The sequence below is a fragment of the SAR324 cluster bacterium genome (genome assembly GCA_015232315.1).
Lineage (GTDB): Bacteria > SAR324 > SAR324 > SAR324 > NAC60-12 > JADFZZ01.
On sequence record JADFZZ010000048.1, the window covers coordinates 12,608 to 31,819 of the forward strand.

Sequence of the window (19,212 nt, forward strand, 5' to 3'; positions counted from 1 at the left end):
CTAACCCCCTTGAACCAAGGGGGAATTGAAACATAGCACCATTCAGAATGCTTAAGTTGATAACATTGACCGGAGGTGGGTCATGGAACGGTTACGAACGGGACGTTCGTAACCAGAAAGTTTTCCATGTTATTTTTTGAATGTTCCTGATTGCAGGATGTTAATTGACCTGGTAGGGGGTGAGGGTTTCCATTTCCATGTTGCAGGCTTTGTTTGTATTCTGGATGATCCGGAACATTTCGCCAGAGGCCTCAAACTCAGCAATTGTCCGGTTGATGAGTTCCAGCGTTAAAGCCCAGTCTGATTTCTTTTTTGAAAGAGCAAAGTACAGATGATTGTATTGAATCAACGGTTTTACCGTTTCCAGTTGATTCAAGATGCTTTTCGCTTCCGCATCTTTCAGAGAGGTAGCAATGGTGAAACGGATCACCGCCGGATCGCCAATGATGAGATTGATGCGTTTGTTGACAAGCTTTTTGGCGTTGATCAAGTCATCTGTAGCTTTGTCTGTACTAAAAAATCCCTGATCCATCAATGAATCAAATTCAGGCGTATTCTGATAGCCTGACACCACTCCGATTTTTTCCCCTTTTAAATTTTGAAAATCGCCCTGATAATGATCAGTTTCTCCTTTACGTTTCATAAAAGCCAGGGGTCCACCGGGAAATCGGCCTGACAATGCCAGATTATCCAGACGTTTACTGCCTTTGACCACATCTGAAGGAGCCTCACTTTCAATGAAATATTCTGGATAAAGCAGATCTTCAGTTCCCTTTTCCACGTTGCTTACCGCTCTGGCCCAGGGATAGAAGGCGGAGGTGATTTCATAGCCCTGACTGGCAAGAATGGCGATGGTCAACTGCTGAACCCATCCTTGTTTACAAATATCCTGACCAATATAAGGGGCCCAGTCCAGCGTGGCGATTTTGATTTTTTTTGTTGCGCCTTTGTTGAACAGAAACGAATTGTCAGAAAGTTTTTCGCCCTTAATGGTGTTAACAGTCCCCTTATATGAAAAATTAACGGTCAGATCCTGTTCAGCCTTTATTTTTTGCGTAGGCCCTGCGAGGCATGCGATCATCAAACAGAATAGTGCCCATTGTTTCAATAAAGTTTTCATAGTTCCCCCCCCCCTCTCTGAAGTTTATTAAAAAGATGCTCTCATTATTCATTGTCAGATAAAATATTCCTTGTACAGAAATTTATGTTTTTTTCTGTGCACATAAAGGAGGATGCTCAATAGATCTTGCCTCCGGATGCATGAGGGTTGAGTTCACAGCAGAGGATTGTCACATCATCATTCAGGGGATGGTTTCCATAGAACTGATGGATGTTTTCCACCAGTTTGCCGGTTAGACTCGTGGCAGAGTCAGAGGTGTGTTGTTTTAGAAAATTTCGCAGAGTTCTTTGATTCCAGCACTCTTCCTGTGCATTCATGTTTTCAATGAGCCCATCTGTATAAAAAAACAATTTATCTCCCCATTCAACCTTTGTTTCAACTTCATCATATTGAGTGTCAGAACTGTATCCCAGCAAAGGATTTTTATTCAGCAACGAGGTGATTGCCGTCGAACGGGAATGAAGGAGATAGGGGAAATTGTGCCCCGCATTTGAATAGGTGATGGTCAAAGTTTTCAAGTTGATGGACAGAATAAAAAACGTCATCATGAAATGCGGATGTCCACTTTCATAGACCGATTTGTTCAGATAGGTCATGATTTCCGCGGGAGAGGGAACATGGTCTGTCTTGCTCCATAAGGCTTCCAGTGTTCGGGATGTCGCACACACGCCAGCCGTTACCAGGGCGGCAGGCGCGCCATGACCTGTCGCGTCTCCAATCAGAAAAAAAACGTGATCCCTGAACTTATCAAAAATGCCATACCAGTCTCCACCTGTTTCTGATGCTGAACGGTAATATGCGGCCAGTTCAACTTTAGAAATTTGCGGAAGAACCAGTGGAAACAACGCTTGCTGGACAGCCGCCGCGGTTTTGAGTTCAGCCTCTTTTTGTCTGGCGTGAAACAACTTGTCTTCAGCAATTTTAAAGTTCCATGCCCTGACGAATATTTCGCCAATCATACTGAACATTTTGATGTCGGCGACATACCATAATTTCGATTCATTCAGGGACTCACAACCAAGAAAACCATTGATCCGGCCTTCATGGATGATCGGTAAATTGACCAATTGCCCAAAGGACCACATGGCATCATCGACATCATCTGTCGAACCAATGTTCAGCGGCGTTTCCTGTCGGTGATCGTTTTCAAAACGTTGAGCACTTTCAAGAAAGGCATCCATATCCATGTTCTGATGAGCATGGATGAAGGCATTAATTCCGGTCTGTGACCATTCAAATGTTCTGGAATGATTTCCATTTTCATCATAGAGCAGAAAAAAAGCACTGCTGAGTTCCAGGTGATTTGCGAGATTTTGCAACGACCATTGTATTTCCTGGTCCAGTTTATCCCGCACACTGACAAACCGGGAAGACAGTTCAATCACAAACCGCTCCATTTCTATTCTATGACGCAAACGTTCTTCAAAAGACTGGCGTTTGTGAATTTCTTTAACCAGTTCACGATTACTCTCTCTCAACTCAGTGGTACGTTCCAGAACCTTGAGCGTCATTTCATCCTTGGCTTTTTTCAGTTCCTGTTCAGTTCTTTCCTGTAAAACCCTGGATTCGGTGACATCTGTCCTGATCAATCCTACGGCTTCTGTTTCACCCCCGTCATTGAACAAGGGGAACCTGTGTGTCATATAAAACGCGCGCTGAGCTTCATCAAATTCTGATAAGCCTTCAAAATATACTTCTTCTTCCGTGGTTAGAGGAATGTGGTTCTCAAAAATCCATTGATCCCGTTCTATTTCCCGTTCTACGATTTCCGGGAAATTATGATAAACAGTTTCCAGTTTCTGCTCACTGAGTTGATCCATGTTGCAATTGATCTCAATACTATGAAGACGGTTTGCCATCAGATATCTGCGATCCGGTGTTCTGATGCAGACTGACATGGGGGCAACATTCAGAAAATGCCATAACAACTGATAGCGATTGTTTAATTGATCAAGCGTGGAGGTCAGGAGTTCCGAATAAAAAACCTGATAGAGGTATCCCTGAAAAGTATCCTGCTGGAACAACAGAATTCTCAGGTTGATCCAGCGAACGACACCGGCTATTTGAATTCTGAACAGCAGTTCAGAAAAAGATTGTGATGCAACCGTTGAAGCGGAAGGTTTTTTCTGAAGGAACGCCTCAAGCAGACTGGAATCCGCCTGGTGGACTTGCTCTTTAAATCGATGCGGATTGCCCTCAGGAATAGCAAAGGTTTCCGACCATTGATGGTGTTCAAATACAAGATTTCCGGCAATATCATCAATAAAACAGGGAATCCGTGATTCCCTGAGAATATGCTCTGCTATCAGATCAAGTGCCATACTCGACATTGCTCAACAAAAGGGAACTGATAAGGAAACATTGACTTTGACAGGCATCAGCGCGTGTGTTTTATTCAACTTCCAACCAGTTGTTTGATGATAGGAAGCGTGCCGGGACCATTGAAGGGTTTGACCAGCCAGCCTTTGACACCGGACGCTTTGGCTCTTTGTTTAAGCATGGGCTGACTTTCAGTGGTCAACATCAGCACGGCAACGTTCTGATTCCCGGCTTCCCTGATTTTTTCGACCATGGTCAAGCCATCCATATCAGGCATGTTGACATCGGCAATGATGAGTTTAAGCGATGGATTTTTTTTTGCCTGTTCCAGTCCGGTCCGGCCATCATCGGCAGCGATAACATCATAACCATTTTCTTTAAGAAACGTTGTGACCTGATGGCGAATACCAGAGGAATCATCTACAATCAGAATTTGCGGCATTTGTTCTCCTTAAGCAAAAAAAGATTAAAACAGTTCAATGCTGAATTCTTCGACAGCTACGGTTTGCTGCTCTACGGGTTCCTGAAATTTTTCAAGATTCCAATCCAGACTGAAAACAAGTTTTTCATAGATTGAAATGGCAGGGATATTTCCGTCGGGGGCTTGCAGGATATAGTGAAGACAAAGCTGAGGCTTGACTGAACCGAAGGAAATGTAATTGCCTTCATGATTGATAACAATTGGTATTTCAGATCGATGTACCCCCAGCACCACGTTTTCATCATTGATGAATTTATTCTTGAAGCCCCCCCAGATCATATTGGTCAACTCACTGATCAGACTGTTGACATTATATTTGGTAAGATCATCGGAAGGCTGAATGGTTTTTCCCTTTTCAATGAGTTTGAGCATTTGCGAGACCTGGGTCTGAACCATGAGATATCCACGGCACCATGACGTTTCCAGAGATATCATACTGAATAACTCTCCCGAGATAAGCCTGTCTCTCACCAGATAGGGCGGACTTGCGCAGTTGATTATCATTCCGGGAAAACAGGCCTGAAACGCATTGTCAGAAATCTGCATCATGTTTCTAATAAAACTTGCTGGATATTCCCGCTGAAAAATGTAGGTCTGTATCCAGTCTTTCAGTTGTTCCCGATCGCTTGTTTTATATATTCCCGCACAGGCGTTCCGTATATCCTCCGTTAGTTGGGCTTCATCGGTTTGATCATGAATTCGTAAAAAAATGGGTAATTCCCTACGTGTTTTATGAATCTGAACCACAAGTTCATTGATATGTCCTCCGCTCTTGTCGGGACTTTCACACAAAAAAAGAGCACCAAGATCAATGTTCATATTCAGATTTTCCAGGACAGAGGAGGCTTTTAGCCCAACCAACTGGTTTTCTACAAAAAAATGCTTGAGCCATTCCGCATGTTCGGTGTTGGTTTCATGAACCAGCACTTTGCTCATAATTACCACAGTCTCACTCACAAGATCCTCCTGCAAGGGTGTCTATTGTTTATCATGGAAAATTTCTTACAAAGATTCTCGTTTATTCATAATGTTCTGAAATAGCGGTTGTCAATAAGGATTTTATTTGAATCATGTTATTTGTGTGAACTTTGAACACTCAGTGAGGTTGATTATTCCTGAAAATCCCTCTTTTGAGGGATATATTTTCCCAACGGATTGTGTCACAACCATTGAGGTTTGGAAAACTTTGTCTTCAAGGCAACCTGAAGATCAGGTCAACCAGACTCTGAATGGACTTCCTTCAATGGACATGATGCTTTTTCCCTCGTCCCCGGAGTCACTGTCAGGTTGAAGGAAGTTTCTCATTGCCAATCCATGATAAAAAAGTTATCCACTCTCAGTCCATTCCTTTAAGACAAAAAACCGGAAAAGAAGATACAGGAAATGATAGCTCCTTTCAAAAGGAGTTGCTACTTTGCTGTGTTCCTTGCCGCAGGTATGACAACCCGGTGCTGTTTAATTTTCCAAAAAAGAGGCGTCGGATAGGGCGCGTGTGAGCGAACCCCATCGATTTTTGTTGGGTTTCACTGTGTTCTACCCCACCGACACCATGCCAAACAGAAAATGACACAGCTCTGATGACAACCTCTGAAATGTTAAAAAACTTATGGTTGACTACATAGTATTCTGTGATTTTCTCATGTCTGTGATACGATAACTTGTTATTTCAGCTATTTGTCATACCGGACTTGATCCGGTATCCAGATTCCACCAAACGTCCAATGCCCACTGGATTCCGGGTCTGCCTCCGGAATGACAAAAGAGAAAATCACAGGATACTACTTAAGCATTTGAACGTTTAACAGGAAACAGGAAACCCTAACTATGCGCTGGCTACTGCTTTTTATCGGCTTATTAATGTGCGTCACAGAACCTCTTGCGCAAGTCCCGACAGCAACTCCCATTGCACGGCAGGGAATTCTCGATTTGACAGACTGGAGTTTTGAAAATTCAGCGGTGCTCGCCTTGAATGGTGAATGGGAATTTTACTGGACGCAATTATGGAATTCAGAGGATTTCACCGCTTTGAATCCTGAAAGAACAGGTTTTTTCAATTTTCCTGACATCTGGACAAACTATCAGCATGACGGCGAGGTTTTGTCGGCCTATGGTTATGCAACGTTCAGACTGACGGTGATGTTGCCTCCAAATCCCCCGATCATGGCCATTAAACTGCCTGATCTCGGTACAGCCTATGAATTATGGCTCGGAAAGCGATTTCTGGCCGGCAATGGCACCGTGGGTACTTCTTCCGAAACGTCTATTCCTCAATACAACCCGCAGGTCGTTGAATTTGTCCATCAATCCTCGACCCTGGAACTGATTCTTCAAATCTCAAATTATGATTACAGAGTCGGTGGTCCATGGTTTCCCATCATGTTTGGCAGTTCCAGGCAGATCAATAGCGCACGTGAAAAAGCGGTGGCGATAGATCTGTTCCTGTTCGGAAGCATGTTGATCATGGGACTCTACCATTTCGGTCTGTTCTTCCTGCGCCGCAAGGATCGTTCTCCGCTGTATTTCGGCGTCTATTGTCTGATGATCGCTATCCGGATCATGGTTACAGAAGAACGGTTGTTGCAAAGCACTTTTCCAGAGGTGAACTGGGAACTCTGGATGAAAATAGAGTATCTGAGTTTCTATCTTTCATTTCCGGTGTTTTCAGTTTTTATCTGGAAGCTTTATTCTCAGGAATTTCCGCGGAACATGATCCGTCTATGTCTTGCCTTGGGAATCACGGCCAGTCTGATAGTGCTGTTGACTCCCGCCGGATTTTTCACCTCAACCGTGATCTGGTATCAGTTGTATGTTGCTTTATTCGGCCTGTTTGAACTGATCGTGATTTTCCGGGCAATGCGGAGCAAACGAGAGGGCGCGTTGATTTTTATGGCAGGTGCTTCAGCTTTGTTTCTCGCCATGATCAACGACATTCTGCACGCCAGAAATATTATCACGTCTTTTTACATGATCCATTATGGACTGTTTTTGTTTATTTTTGTGCAGGCCTACATTCTTTCCCAGCGTTTTTCCAATGCGTTTACCACCGCTGAAATTCTTCTTGTGGAAAATAAGGGCCTCGTGGCTGATCTCAAAACCATCAATGAGCATCTGGAAGAAAAAGTGGATGAACGTACTCGCCAACTCAGTCAGAAAACCAATGACATTGTGAGTATGCTGGAAAATCTGCCGGAAGGGATTCTCACCATTACCACGGATTACCGTATCCATCATGAGTACTCCCGGTTTCTGGAACAGATCCTTGAAACAGACCGGATTTCCGGAAACACCATCAAAGCCTTGCTTCTCGAAAACTCGAATCTGGGCGCGGATACCGCCTATAGCCTCGAAAGCGCCTTGATTGCCAGTCTCGATGAGGATCTTTCCAATTTTCAGATCAATCAGCATTTTCTGATCACCAGCATGATCAAATATTTTCCGGAAAACAGGCAGAAGCATTTTGAACTCACCTGGTCGCCTGTATGTGATGATAAGGAAACCATTGTAAAAATACTGTTGAGTATCCGGGATGTGACGCAACTGAAAGTTCTGGAGCAGGAAGCCGGAGAGCAGAAACGCCATCTGGAAATGATCGGCCAGATTCTGGGCGTTTCCAGACAGGAGTTTGAGGAATTTATCCTGACAGCACAGGAATTCCTCCTGCAAAACAAATTACTGCTTCAGTCATTGCCTGAAAATAAAAACGGGGCCATCGAGAAACTGTTCAGAAACATGCACACCGTTAAAGGCCACGCGAGAACCTTGGGACTGCTCCATCTGACCCATGAAGTCCACCATGCGGAACAGGAATATGAAAATCTGAGGAGGTTTCCTGACAGCGACTGGAATCTGGAATTGATGAATCGCCAAATCAGCCGAATTGAACACCTCCTCGCCGAATATGCGCATATCAGCGATCATGAACTTGGACGTTCCGCAAAGGTACACATAGACTCTTCATGGACTCTGTCACGGGAAGAAGTCACGGAATCTCTGGCACTGCTGAATCAACTGGATTTCACACAGTATGAACAAAGCGCGCGCATTATCAGTCGCATCCGTTTCATGCTTTTACGTCTGGGGACCCTTCCGCTGGCGGAGATTCTGGAACGGATTACCCGATCCCTGCCGTTACTCGCGTCCGATCTCGGAAAAAAACCACCCCGAATCATCATTGAGGATCAGGGGATTCTATTCAGGGAACCCTCGTTCAATCTGCTTCAGAATGTGTTCATGCACCTGTTCAGAAACTCGCTGGATCACGGCATTGAAGCTCCTGAAACTCGTGTTCAGCGGCAGAAACCGGAGCAGGGAAGTATCCTGCTGGATGCTCGAAGTTCCGGTGACTGCCTTGAGGTGGTGTATCGCGATGACGGTCAGGGATTATCTCTGGGGAAAATTCGAGAGAAAGCTCTGGCGCAGTCTCTGATCATGTCTGATCATGAAATGGAACCGGAGCAACTTGCTGAACTCATATTTCATTCCGGATTCTCCACCAGCGAGCAGGTTTCAGAAATTTCAGGAAGAGGCGTCGGCATGGACGCTGTCAAACAGTTCCTCCACGATCATGGCGGGGATATCCGTCTCCGCCTGCTTCAACCTTCAGAGCTACCGGAACAGGCAGCCTTTGAGTTTGTCATCACCCTGCCGGGGTCAATGGCAATTCTTCCGCTCAATCATCCAATTTGACCATTTCATTCCGGGAAGTCCTCCAATTTGACCATTTTCAACCAGACCCCTCATTGTTTTTCAGTGTCTGCCGCTTTATTCTCTCTGCCAAACTAATCTTTCTTTATTCAAAAATACTACTTTGAGGGGATAGCAATTTATAGACGAATACCCTATTGAAAGATATTAAAACTAACAGCGGATTGTGAACAATAAACAGGGATCATGAACGGAATTTCATATTTCAAAGCCTCTCCATTGCTGATGACCAAACTCAGGGCGCCATCTGTTTCCGAACAAGCACTGGTCCGTTCCCGATTGATCACAGCGCTCAATGATGGGCTGAACCGCAGACTCACCGTGGTTTCTGCACCGGCCGGATTTGGCAAGACCACCCTGTTGAGCCAGTGGACATCCGCGCTTTCCTGTCCCTCTGTGTGGATTGCTCTGGATGAAGAGGACAACAGCCCGTTGCGGCTTCTGCATTATCTATTGACGGGCATCAAGGCCATTGTGCCTGAAATTGAGAATTCACTTGAAAAGATATCTCATTCCGCGCGTATCCCGCCCATCAAAACAACCATGAGCTGGCTGATGAATGAACTCGAGCGGGTTGCTCAGCCCATCGTGCTTGTTCTTGATGATTATCAGATGATTCAATCCCGGGAAATACATCAGGCGGTTCAATACAGTCTTCAGAATCTGCCAGCGAATGTGCGTCTGGTATTATCGACCAGAAACAGACTGCCGTTCGCGATTGCCAAATTCAGGGCGCGTCAGCAGTTGATTGAACTGGAGGAACAGGATTTGCGGTTCACTCTCGAAGAAATGTCAGAGTTTCTGATCCATAAACTGGAAACAGGGTTGTCCGCCAAAGAACTGGATCTCCTGTATGACCGCACCGAAGGCTGGATCGCCGCAATCCAGATGGCCGTGCTGTCCTCCGCCGGTTCTCATGACTTGTCGTCAGCCATCCGTGAATTTTCAGGAAAGCATAAATATATTGCCGATTATCTGATGGAAGAACTTTTTCGCGATCAATCGTGGGAAGTCAGGGATTTTCTGAGAATGACCTCCATTCTGCGTTCCATGACAGCGGAACTCTGCAATGCTGTCACAGGACGCGAGGACAGCCATGACATTCTCGGATATCTGGAAAAATCCAATCTGTTTCTCATCGGACTGGACTCTCACAGAAAATGGTTCCGTTATCACAACCTGTTCACTCAGTTTCTGCAGAACCATCTCACCGAAGAATCCCCGCTACTCATCCGGCAACTCCATCTGACAGCAAGCCGGTGGTATCTTTCCAGCGGCATGGATGATGAGGCGCTCCATCACCTCATTGTCATTGAAGATTATGAGAAAGCCGCTGATGTTCTGGAAGGCATGGTTGAAAACCTGCTCAGGCAAAGTGAGATTTTCATGGTGCTTGAACGGCTGAGGACTATCCCCGACGAGGTGATTCATTCCAGAATCTGGCTGTGTTTCGCCAGAGGCATCGCGCTGTGTCTCATTGCCCAGCTCAAGCCCGCGCGGGAGTATCTTCTGCTGATAGAATCACTATGGAACAGCATGTCTCCCGCACAGCGGCAGGAAGAGGCCTATTCGTCCATGTCGGGCTATCTGGACGTGATGCGCAGTTACCTGGAACTTTGTCTGGGAAGTCCTGAACAGGGAATCCTGTATGCTGAAAACTCACTGGCCCGGCTCAAGCAGGATGATAGCGTCATGCGGAATATCGCGCTGATCTGCCTTGGACACGCGAATCTGCTGGCGGGCAATACACGCCAGGCTCTCGCCGCGTTGAGCAATGCCCATCAAATGAGTTCCCAGACATCCAACATGTACACCATGATGATTGCCAGCTATTTGCTGATTCATTTCTGGATTCAGGCCGGTTATCTGCGTGAGGCGGTGGCACTGGCCGAGAAACAGCGACTTGACGTGGAAAACAACCATTGGACAGAATTTCCCGCCACCGGATTTCTGTACATCGCTTTCGCTGAACTGGAATATGAACTCAACGCATTGAGTAATGCCGAGCATTATTTCACAAGGGGACTGAAACTGGCAGAAAATGGAAACATCAAGGATCTGACCTTTTATGGAAGCTGGGGAATGGCCCGTCTGCAATACGCGCAGGGAAAAACCGCGGAGGCGTTTCAATGGCTGAACAGGGCCATTGACCTGAAGGAATGGTATCAGGTTCCATTTTATGCTGAACAGATTGATTCCTGCGCCGCACAGTTCCGGATCACCCAGGGACAACTGGAGCAAACAGGTCAATGGTCGGAACGTTATAGGTTCAATTCCATGGGAACGGAATATCTTCATGAAAAAAACCTGCTTGTCAGGGTTCGCTATCACCTTGCTGTGCGCGATCCGGATTCCGCCATGACGCTGATCACCACGCTGGAAACCTCCATCCGCCGGAACCACAGGCAGGGACGGTTGATTGAGCTACTCGCCCTGAAAAGTCTGACTTTGTATCACATGAAAAAAAACACTGAGGCCTTTTCAGTTCTGGATGAAGCCCTGTCCCTGGCGGAATCCCAACGGTATATCCGGACTTTTCTGGATACCATGCCCACGATCAGCAATCTGCTGAGTCAGTTCATGAAACACAGGAAAAATAACCCGCTGATCTATCAGTACGCCTGTCAGTTGCTGAATGCCTGTGATCAGAATCAGCCTGTCTGTGAACCGAAAGGGGTTAACAAACTGCTCAGCCAGCGCGAATATGAAATCCTGCGGCTGATGGCGGATGGCGAGGATAATAAATCCATCGCCGCCCGGCTTTTTGTGGAACTCAGTACCATCAAAACCCACATCAAGCATATTTTCAACAAACTCAACGTCCACAGCCGTACCCAAGCCCTGGCCAAAGCACGGGAGATGGATCTTTTTTAGGCATGGTTCAAACGGGTAACGGTGTCATCTCGACCGAAGGGAGAGATCCTCCTTGGAGTCCGGGATCCCTCACAGGCGTTCGGGATGACACGGATATCTGAATATCCGAAATATTGAACCATACCCTTTTTAAAATATTCCAGAGAGATTGGGGGTTAACCATGAATGAACATTTTCTGATCAGCCAAATGACAACAGGCGATGTCATTACAGCGTTATTGATCCTGATTGGCGCATGCGTGATGGGACTCGCCGCCAAAGGAACCGGACGGATTTTCAAACTCATCACCGGAAGCACCTACGCGCGCGCATGGAAAATTCTGCTGGTGCTGATGCTGTTTTTTCTGGCGGGCTACCTGGGCGTGATCGTTCTGCTGTATTTCGGAATGAGTTCCCTCATTCTTGTTTTAACAGGGGTGGTGTTTCTGTTCGGAGCGGTTTTTGTACAGATGGTGGTTTGCACAGGATTCCTCACCATCAGGGATCTGGTGCGGGCACAGGAATCCATTCGCAAAAAAATGGCCGATCTGCACACGCTGAACATCACCGGTGAGGTGCTGGCTGGAACCCGTGACCAGAAACAGGCCATCAAGACAGCCCTGGAGGTCATGAAATCCCAGATCAATGTTGAACGGGGTTCCGTCTACCTGTTCAACCACCAGACCGGTATTCTGGAAAACTATACGGTATACCCGCCCTTGGTCCGGGGTGTCGCTGAATTCCCGAAATCATTCAGACCGGGTGAGGGGCTTGCGGGAATATCCCTGAAAGAGAAAAAAATCATCTATGTGCCTGACACCTCACAAGCTCATGATTACGTTGGGCGGATTTTCAGAGGAGAGACGCAATCCCTCCTGTGTGTTCCCATGATGGATGATCAGGAAGTGTTCGGCGTGATGAATTTTTCGGGAAAAATTGGAGAGGTTCATTTTGAACCGGAAGACGAGGAATTTGCCATGACCCTGGCCAGACTGACCGTGGTCACCATTAAAAATATCCAGATGGTGTCCGTGATTGAGGAACAAAACCGGAATCTGGAGCAGAAAGTGCTGGAACGCACCGAACAGTTGCGCCACAAGACACGCGACATTCAAAGCATGCTCAACAACATGCGCCAGGGGGTTCTGACCATTATCGAGGGCGGTATCATTCATCCTGAATATTCTTCATGGCTGGAACAGATGTTTGAGCAAAAAAATCTGGGGGGAAATTATTTCGCGGATCTGCTGTTTGACAACTCAAACCTTGGCAGTGATCAGCTCAATCAGATTGAAACCGCGGTTGATGCGATTATGGGTGAAGACGCCTTCATGTTTGAATGCAATCAGCATTTGTTTGTCCATGAATATCAAAGAAAGACCAGCGATGGTTCCAGCCGGATTCTGGAAGTGGACTGGAATCCCATCCTTGATGAAAGCGACAGCATTGAAAAAGTCATGGTCACCATCAGGGATGTGACAGAACTCCGCGGGTTGCAGATGGAGGCGGAACAGCAGAAACAGGAACTGGAAATTATCGGACAGATTCTCGCCATTTCCAAAAATAAATTCGATGAGTTTCTGGAAACGTCCCACCAATTTCTGAAGGAAAACACCGAAATCATACGCGGTACCGCCAGCAGGGATATTGACGTGCTGGCCACCCTGTTCCGCAATATGCACACCATCAAGGGCAACGCGCGTACTTATGGACTGAAATTTCTGACCGATACCATTCATGAGGCGGAACACACCTATGACCAGCTCCGCCGTGAAAAAGAACTCGCCTGGGACCGTGAACGCCTGCTGTCTGAATTATCTCACGCCGAGGAGATTCTGGGACGCTATGAAAACATCTACAGAACCAAACTGACAGGGAACACCGGCGAAGAAGAGACGCATAACCGGAAGATTCTGGAACAGATCGCTGATTTGAGCGGGAAAAATGGTGATGATTCGCAGATTCTGCGGCAAATCAGAGCTGTGCTGGACACACGTGATACCTGCACCATGGAATATCTGCTGGAAGGGATTCTCAAGGCGTTGCCCTCTTTGGCCAAAGAACTGGATAAGCCATCGCCGCTGGTTTCCATACAGGATCACGGTATCCTGATCAGACAGGACAGCGTGACGCTGTTAAAAAGCGTATTCACCCATATTTTCAGAAATTCAATGGATCACGGCCTTGAATCCCCCAACGAACGAAGCCATGCTGGAAAACCCGAAACGGGAACCATCACTCTTGAACTGCTACAGGATTCCACAGGCTGTCTGATCAAATTTCAGGATGACGGCCGCGGCCTCAATCTGAAAACATTGCGTGAAAAAGGCCTTCAGTCCGGTTATTTCCAGCAGGATAAAACTTACAATGACCGTGAAATCGCCGAAATTATTTTTCTCTCCGGAATTTCCACAGCGCAACAAATCAGCGGAATTTCCGGACGCGGTGTCGGGATGGACGCGGTCAGAAAATTTCTGGAAAAACATGGCGGTTCCATCGAAATCGCCTTCACCCGCCCGCATGAAGGCGATTACCGGCAATTCTTGTTTCTGATCCATTTGCCGGCGGACACGGTTGTCAGTGATCCGTCACAAGCCGACGGAAAGCATGGCAATCGGACGCGGGAGGGCTGAACGACAAACAGACACTGACACGTCAAACGAGTATTTTACACCATTCTCAACATTAATCCGGCAATGCGATGCTCTTCAGTCTTGTTCGTTTAGACTATTTCCTCCCTCATGGCTTATTGCTGTTCATCAATGCGTTTGTTTGTATTTTCCTGGCGTCAATCACCATTCAAACAGGAAGAGAAGACAGGAAACATCAAATCTTCACCATTTTTCTGATCATTGAAACGATCCATTATCTGGGAGCGGCTATCAAGGATATGCTCCCTGTTGAGATAGCACTATACCTCGTTCGAGGGTACTCCCCTATTTATCTGTTTACAATTCCCACAGGAATCCATTTTGTTCATGAAGTATTGGGCCTGAAGAAGAGGCGTTGGCTGGTGAAAGGCCTCTATCTGCTGATTGCGCTCTCGATTCCGTTGGTTGTGACCTCACACTACATCACGGAATTAAGAGCGGGTGACTTTGGTTACATGATCCGGAGCGCGTGGCTTCAGAAAACCATGAGTTTGCTGGCACTGGTATGTCTCATTTACGGGGTATTCCTGCTACTTCGCGGAATTTTGAGTGATATCGCTTCACAAAAACAAAGGGAGCTATGGTTTATTCTGACAGGTTTCGCGTTGAACGCCATACTGCAAGTCCTGGGATCGCTATTATCCGTAATGGGCCTGAAGACCTATCTGATCGCGGATTTTTCCTTTATTCCCTTGATGCTCACCAGTTACGGGCTTCTGCGTTACCATGTGACGGGAACTCTCCACAGTTGGGTGACTCATCGAAGAATCACCCAGTTGGTACTCCTGGTGATCTGGATTCCGCTTCTGGTGACTTTCCTTCATTTGATATTATCGCGACAAGGCACCTTCCGTCCTGATTTCGCGACACGTTTTCTCAAGTATTCGTTACCGCCCTTGTTCACGGTGCTGGTCTGTTTCGGGTTGGCATCCTTCTGCGCGACCCGGGGGGACCGGAGCAAAAAAACAATTATCTTCGGCTTGAGCGTCTGGGGGTGGGGCCTGCTTGCGCTGGACATGATTTATGGACAACATTTGATGTCTGCCGGGTTGTCCCTGAAAATCATGCGAATCGTCGATGCTTTTTCTGTCTGGCAACCCGCTTTGGTGATTCATCTGGTATATCTGTTGTTAAACAATCCCCATCGCCGCCTGATTTATCAGTGTTATCTGTTCGCGATTTTCTGGACTCCATTGAGTCAGACGGAGCATTATTTTGCGGGAATGACGGAGTTTTTCTGGGGATGGTATCCTGTCAAACAATGGGCTTATGAGGTGTTTGGCGCGGTCGCCGGAGCTGTCTTGCTTCGTAGCGTCTGGCTTTTGTATCAGTCATGGAAAGCCTGCGCCGCCGGACAGAGGAAAGAACATCTGTTTGTGTTTGCGGGGGTGGCGGTTTCCGGAGGGTTGAATCTGGCGAGTATGCTACCCATGTTTGGTTTCGCGGTGTATCCGTTGGGGAATTTCACCTTTATCCCCATGCTTTTGATGGCTTATGGCATTTTCCATCATGATCTCCTGAAACTCAATCCGGCGGCCAAAAAAATGATTCGGCTGAGAGTGGTGCAAACAATCACCGTTCTGGGATATGCCTCTCTGATTCCAATTATCGTATATGCCACTCACGGATTAACCTGGAGTTACGTGTTAGATAAAACAATCCCCTATGGATTGCCTCCTCTGGCTTCGTTTTTATGTTGCCTGACTCTTTCGATTTTTCTGTTCCGTATAGCCCACAACAATACAGAGTCCCAGCTTTTCAGCCTGATTTGCCTGCTGTATGCCATTCTCAATAGCAGAACTTTTCTTTCCGGCGTGGTCCCTGACGCTCACAAGGCCTTGATGATTGATCGCTGGGCACACTTTTTCTTTGTGATGAACACAGGGGTCAACATGCATCTGCTGTTTCTGGTCACCCATCAGCAAAAACGCTGGTGGATCTCCAAACTCTATTATGGCATCGGGATTGTAATGATTCCTCTGAGCCAAACCTCCTGGTATTTTCAGGGAGAGAATCTGTTTTATTGGGGATTTTTTGCTCAAAAAAATATTCTTTTTGATTTCATGAGTCTGGTTTGGTTCATCGGGGTTGTTTACGCCCTCACCCGGTTGGTTCTGTTTTATCGACAAAATACACGTCCCGTTGAAAAGCAACGCATTTTTTATCTGATGACAGGATGGGTGCTTTCAAGCCTCATGATCTTTGGAAATATACCTGCCCTTCATGGTTATGACATCTACCCCGCAGGCAATTTCATCTTTATTCCCATGTTGGTCATGGCCTATGGCATCCTGATTTACAATCTTACGGATGTGCTTGGTTTTCTAAGGAACCTGTTCTATTGGGTTGCTGTGATCGGCTCTTTAATCCTGCTGATGTTTGTTGTCAATGACGCGATCACTTATTGGGCAATCCCCATTCCCTGGTCACTCTTGCTGGAAGTAGGGTGTGGGGTCACCGGATACGGGGTCTTTAAAATCCTTTGGAAATCCGTACTGGATTTGTTTTTTCCCACAGAACGGATTTCACAGAAGACTTTTAATTTTCTGATTGAGTTGTTGTCACAGGCCACTCGTTATCGGGAACTGTTTCAATTTGTGGCCTATTCCTTTTTCCGCCTCTTTCCCGCGGGAAAAGTCACCCTGGCGGTCGCCTTGAACGCTGATTCCGACCAACTGGAGGGCTGGGCCTATCAGGGACTGAAGAGAGGTTTTTTTGAGAATAGCTATCAACCGGGTGACAACGAGGCTCCCGTTGTGTTGTCCGTGAATCATCCCTTGCTGAAATGGATAGAAAAACAGCCCCTTCTGGTCACTCAGGAAGACGCTTTTCAATGGATGCTGAATCAGGGCGAACCAATTGCCCTCGATGATTTACTGTTTCAGACAGAACTGATTCAACCGATTGTCTATGAAAACAAACTGACAGGGGTGCTCCTTGTGGATGAAAAAATCAATAACTCCGCCTATTCAACCGAGGAGCGGAATTTTATTTATCAGGTCGGCATGGCCCTGGGACCTTATCTGCACAGCATCAGTCTCATGGAAAACCTGGAAGAGCAGGTTCGCCAGCGCACCCGGGAGATTTCTCATATCAATCAGGTCATGAGAGTCGCGAACGCTACCCTGGATATGGAAGAAGTGATCCGCGTGGTGATGCGATCGCTTAGCGGGATTCTGGATTTTAATCAATGTGGTATTTTTTTACTCAATCGGGAAACGCAGAAAATAGAGCTTTCCAACTATTATGGCACAGACGTAACCCCTGCCAGACTTCATGCCATCCAGCGGATTGACCTGCCATACCGTGATTATGTGAGTTATCTGTGTGAGGCGTGTCTGACCCGGGAAAGCTACTATTTTTCACCCATAACGCAAGAAATGCTCCATTCTTTTTTTAAGGCTGATCTTGAGATTTGTAACATCAATCCAATCGCCGCCATCATCATGTTTCCCCTGCTCATTCAGGATAAACCCATTGGAACCCTGGTGTTTGCTCATACCACCGAGCCTTTTTCCTTGCGTGAAGAGGATCTGGACAAGATCCAGCGCTATGTCACCCAAATCGCCTCAGCGGTAAACAACGCTTATTTGTATGAAAGCCTGAAAACAACGCGGCTTCAGTTGGCTGAATCGGAAAGAGTCGCCGCCATGATCCAAACCTTTCAAAAATTTGTGCCTCAGCAGTTTTTGCGGCGTATTGCCGGAAATGGTCTGGAAAACATCTCCCTGGGCAACGCCCAAAGTGATGACGCGACCATTCTCTTTTCCGATATCCGTGAGTTTACCCGTTTTTCAGAAACCATTTCTCCCCAGGAATTGCTGAATTTTCTCAACGCCTATTTTCAAAGAATGAGCGGAGTGCTACATCAGCATGAAGGGTTTATCGATAAATTTATCGGGGACGCGATTATGGCGATCTTCGATTTTCCCGAGGGCCGGAATCATTCCGCGGCAGAACAGGCGGTACGCGCCGCGATCGCGATGATTCAATCTCTCAACGAATACAATCAGTATCGAGCCAGCTCGGGATATCAGGCTATTCAGATTGGAATTGGCATCCATAGCGGTCCTGTGATCTTTGGAACGGTAGGTTCCAAAGACCGTATGGATTCCACGGTGCTGGGCGACACAGTGAATTTGGCCTCCCGACTGGAAGGGTTGACCAAACGTTATGGCGTCTCCATTCTGGTGAGCGACGATACGCTGGCACTGGTGGAAATGAACCGCTTTGCCGGCAGGGAAGTGGATTTTGTTCGGGTCAAGGGGAAAGACCGCCCTGTCACGATTTTTGAAATCTATGAGCAGGAGCCACCGCCTCTCAAACAGTTGAAGCGGCAAGCTGGAATATGGATTTCCCGGGGATTGCGGTACAGGCATCTTCGCCAATGGGAAGAGTCTCAGAAATCCTTTGAAAAAGCCCTGGAGGTGTTCCCCCATGATTCTGTAGCGAAATTTCATTTTCATCAATATGAAGAAGAACGCCTGCATTATGTTTCCAAAATCGCTGAGGATGGTGCTTTCATCCTGGAGACAAAGTAAGGGATTACAAAAAAAATAAAATACCAAAGGATCATGATGACAGTTAACGGTAGCCCGGGGTTACGTCCCCGGGAATGAGCCGGGACGTAACCCGGCTCTACCAATCGTCCCGTGATGGTATCGTTGAGGAGATACCTGAAAATTGGTATGGTATTTATTTTGATGTCCCTAAGAGGGTTTTAGCATTTGCTGAAACATTATTCACAATCCAATATCAGGGCTGTTCATTTCTCCTTATTTTGAACGTCAACCGGATGGTAGGCGGGGATTACATGCCCCGCAAACGCCAAACATCGTATTTTTGACGGGCACGTAGTCCCGTCCTACCAGAGAAGTGAACAGCCCTGGGGGATGTAATTCCGTGCGTTAAATCCCCATGCACCCTTTGAAAAGGGGGATTTCCAGGCGACGAATTCATTAGAGAGTTTCAGCGACAGGCAGTGATATTTCTCCGGTGATGTTCGTAAAAATTATTCACAATTAAATATGGATATATATGAAAAACCATCTTGATTTTATCATTAAAAAGAGCAAGCCAGCCAG

8 protein-coding genes are annotated in these 19,212 nt (G+C 46.6%); 4 read left to right on the top strand and 4 right to left on the bottom strand.

Going from position 1 to position 19,212, the window contains the following annotated elements; translation table 11 throughout:
* Positions 1 to 160: 160 nt before the first annotated feature.
* The 4 genes from HQM11_19950 to HQM11_19965 form a co-directional block, all read right to left on the bottom strand.
* Positions 161 to 1,120 carry a transporter substrate-binding domain-containing protein gene (locus HQM11_19950; protein ID MBF0353311.1) on the bottom strand — a complete coding sequence of 320 codons (960 nt, stop codon included), beginning with the start codon at positions 1,118 to 1,120 and terminating at the stop codon, positions 161 to 163.
* A gap of 116 nt (positions 1,121 to 1,236) precedes the next feature.
* Positions 1,237 to 3,441: a SpoIIE family protein phosphatase gene (locus HQM11_19955; protein MBF0353312.1), complete on the bottom strand. Its 2,205-nt coding sequence runs from the start codon at positions 3,439 to 3,441 to the stop codon at positions 1,237 to 1,239.
* Positions 3,442 to 3,515: 74 nt separating this feature from the next.
* Positions 3,516 to 3,881 carry a response regulator gene (locus HQM11_19960; protein MBF0353313.1) on the bottom strand — a complete coding sequence of 122 codons (366 nt, stop codon included), beginning with the start codon at positions 3,879 to 3,881 and terminating at the stop codon, positions 3,516 to 3,518.
* Between the two features lie 24 nt (positions 3,882 to 3,905).
* Positions 3,906 to 4,877, bottom strand: coding sequence for a chemotaxis protein CheX (locus tag HQM11_19965; protein ID MBF0353314.1), 972 nt, complete (start codon positions 4,875 to 4,877; stop codon positions 3,906 to 3,908).
* 867 nt (positions 4,878 to 5,744) lie between these two features.
* Between HQM11_19965 and HQM11_19970 the strand changes: the two genes are divergently transcribed.
* From HQM11_19970 to HQM11_19985, 4 genes are all read left to right on the top strand, one after another.
* Complete coding sequence (locus HQM11_19970) at positions 5,745 to 8,606, top strand: Hpt domain-containing protein (protein MBF0353315.1); 2,862 nt, start codon at positions 5,745 to 5,747, stop codon at positions 8,604 to 8,606.
* Between the two features lie 204 nt (positions 8,607 to 8,810).
* A complete protein-coding gene (locus HQM11_19975; protein MBF0353316.1) occupies positions 8,811 to 11,498 on the top strand; it encodes a hypothetical protein in 2,688 nt (895 codons plus the stop codon).
* A 161-nt stretch (positions 11,499 to 11,659) separates the two neighbouring features.
* Positions 11,660 to 14,110: a GAF domain-containing protein gene (locus HQM11_19980; protein MBF0353317.1), complete on the top strand. Its 2,451-nt coding sequence runs from the start codon at positions 11,660 to 11,662 to the stop codon at positions 14,108 to 14,110.
* Positions 14,111 to 14,178: 68 nt separating this feature from the next.
* The gene (locus tag HQM11_19985; GenBank protein MBF0353318.1) at positions 14,179 to 18,669 is read left to right on the top strand and encodes a GAF domain-containing protein; all 4,491 of its coding nucleotides are present in this window, start codon (positions 14,179 to 14,181) and stop codon (positions 18,667 to 18,669) included.
* The last annotated feature ends 543 nt before the right edge of the window (positions 18,670 to 19,212 follow it).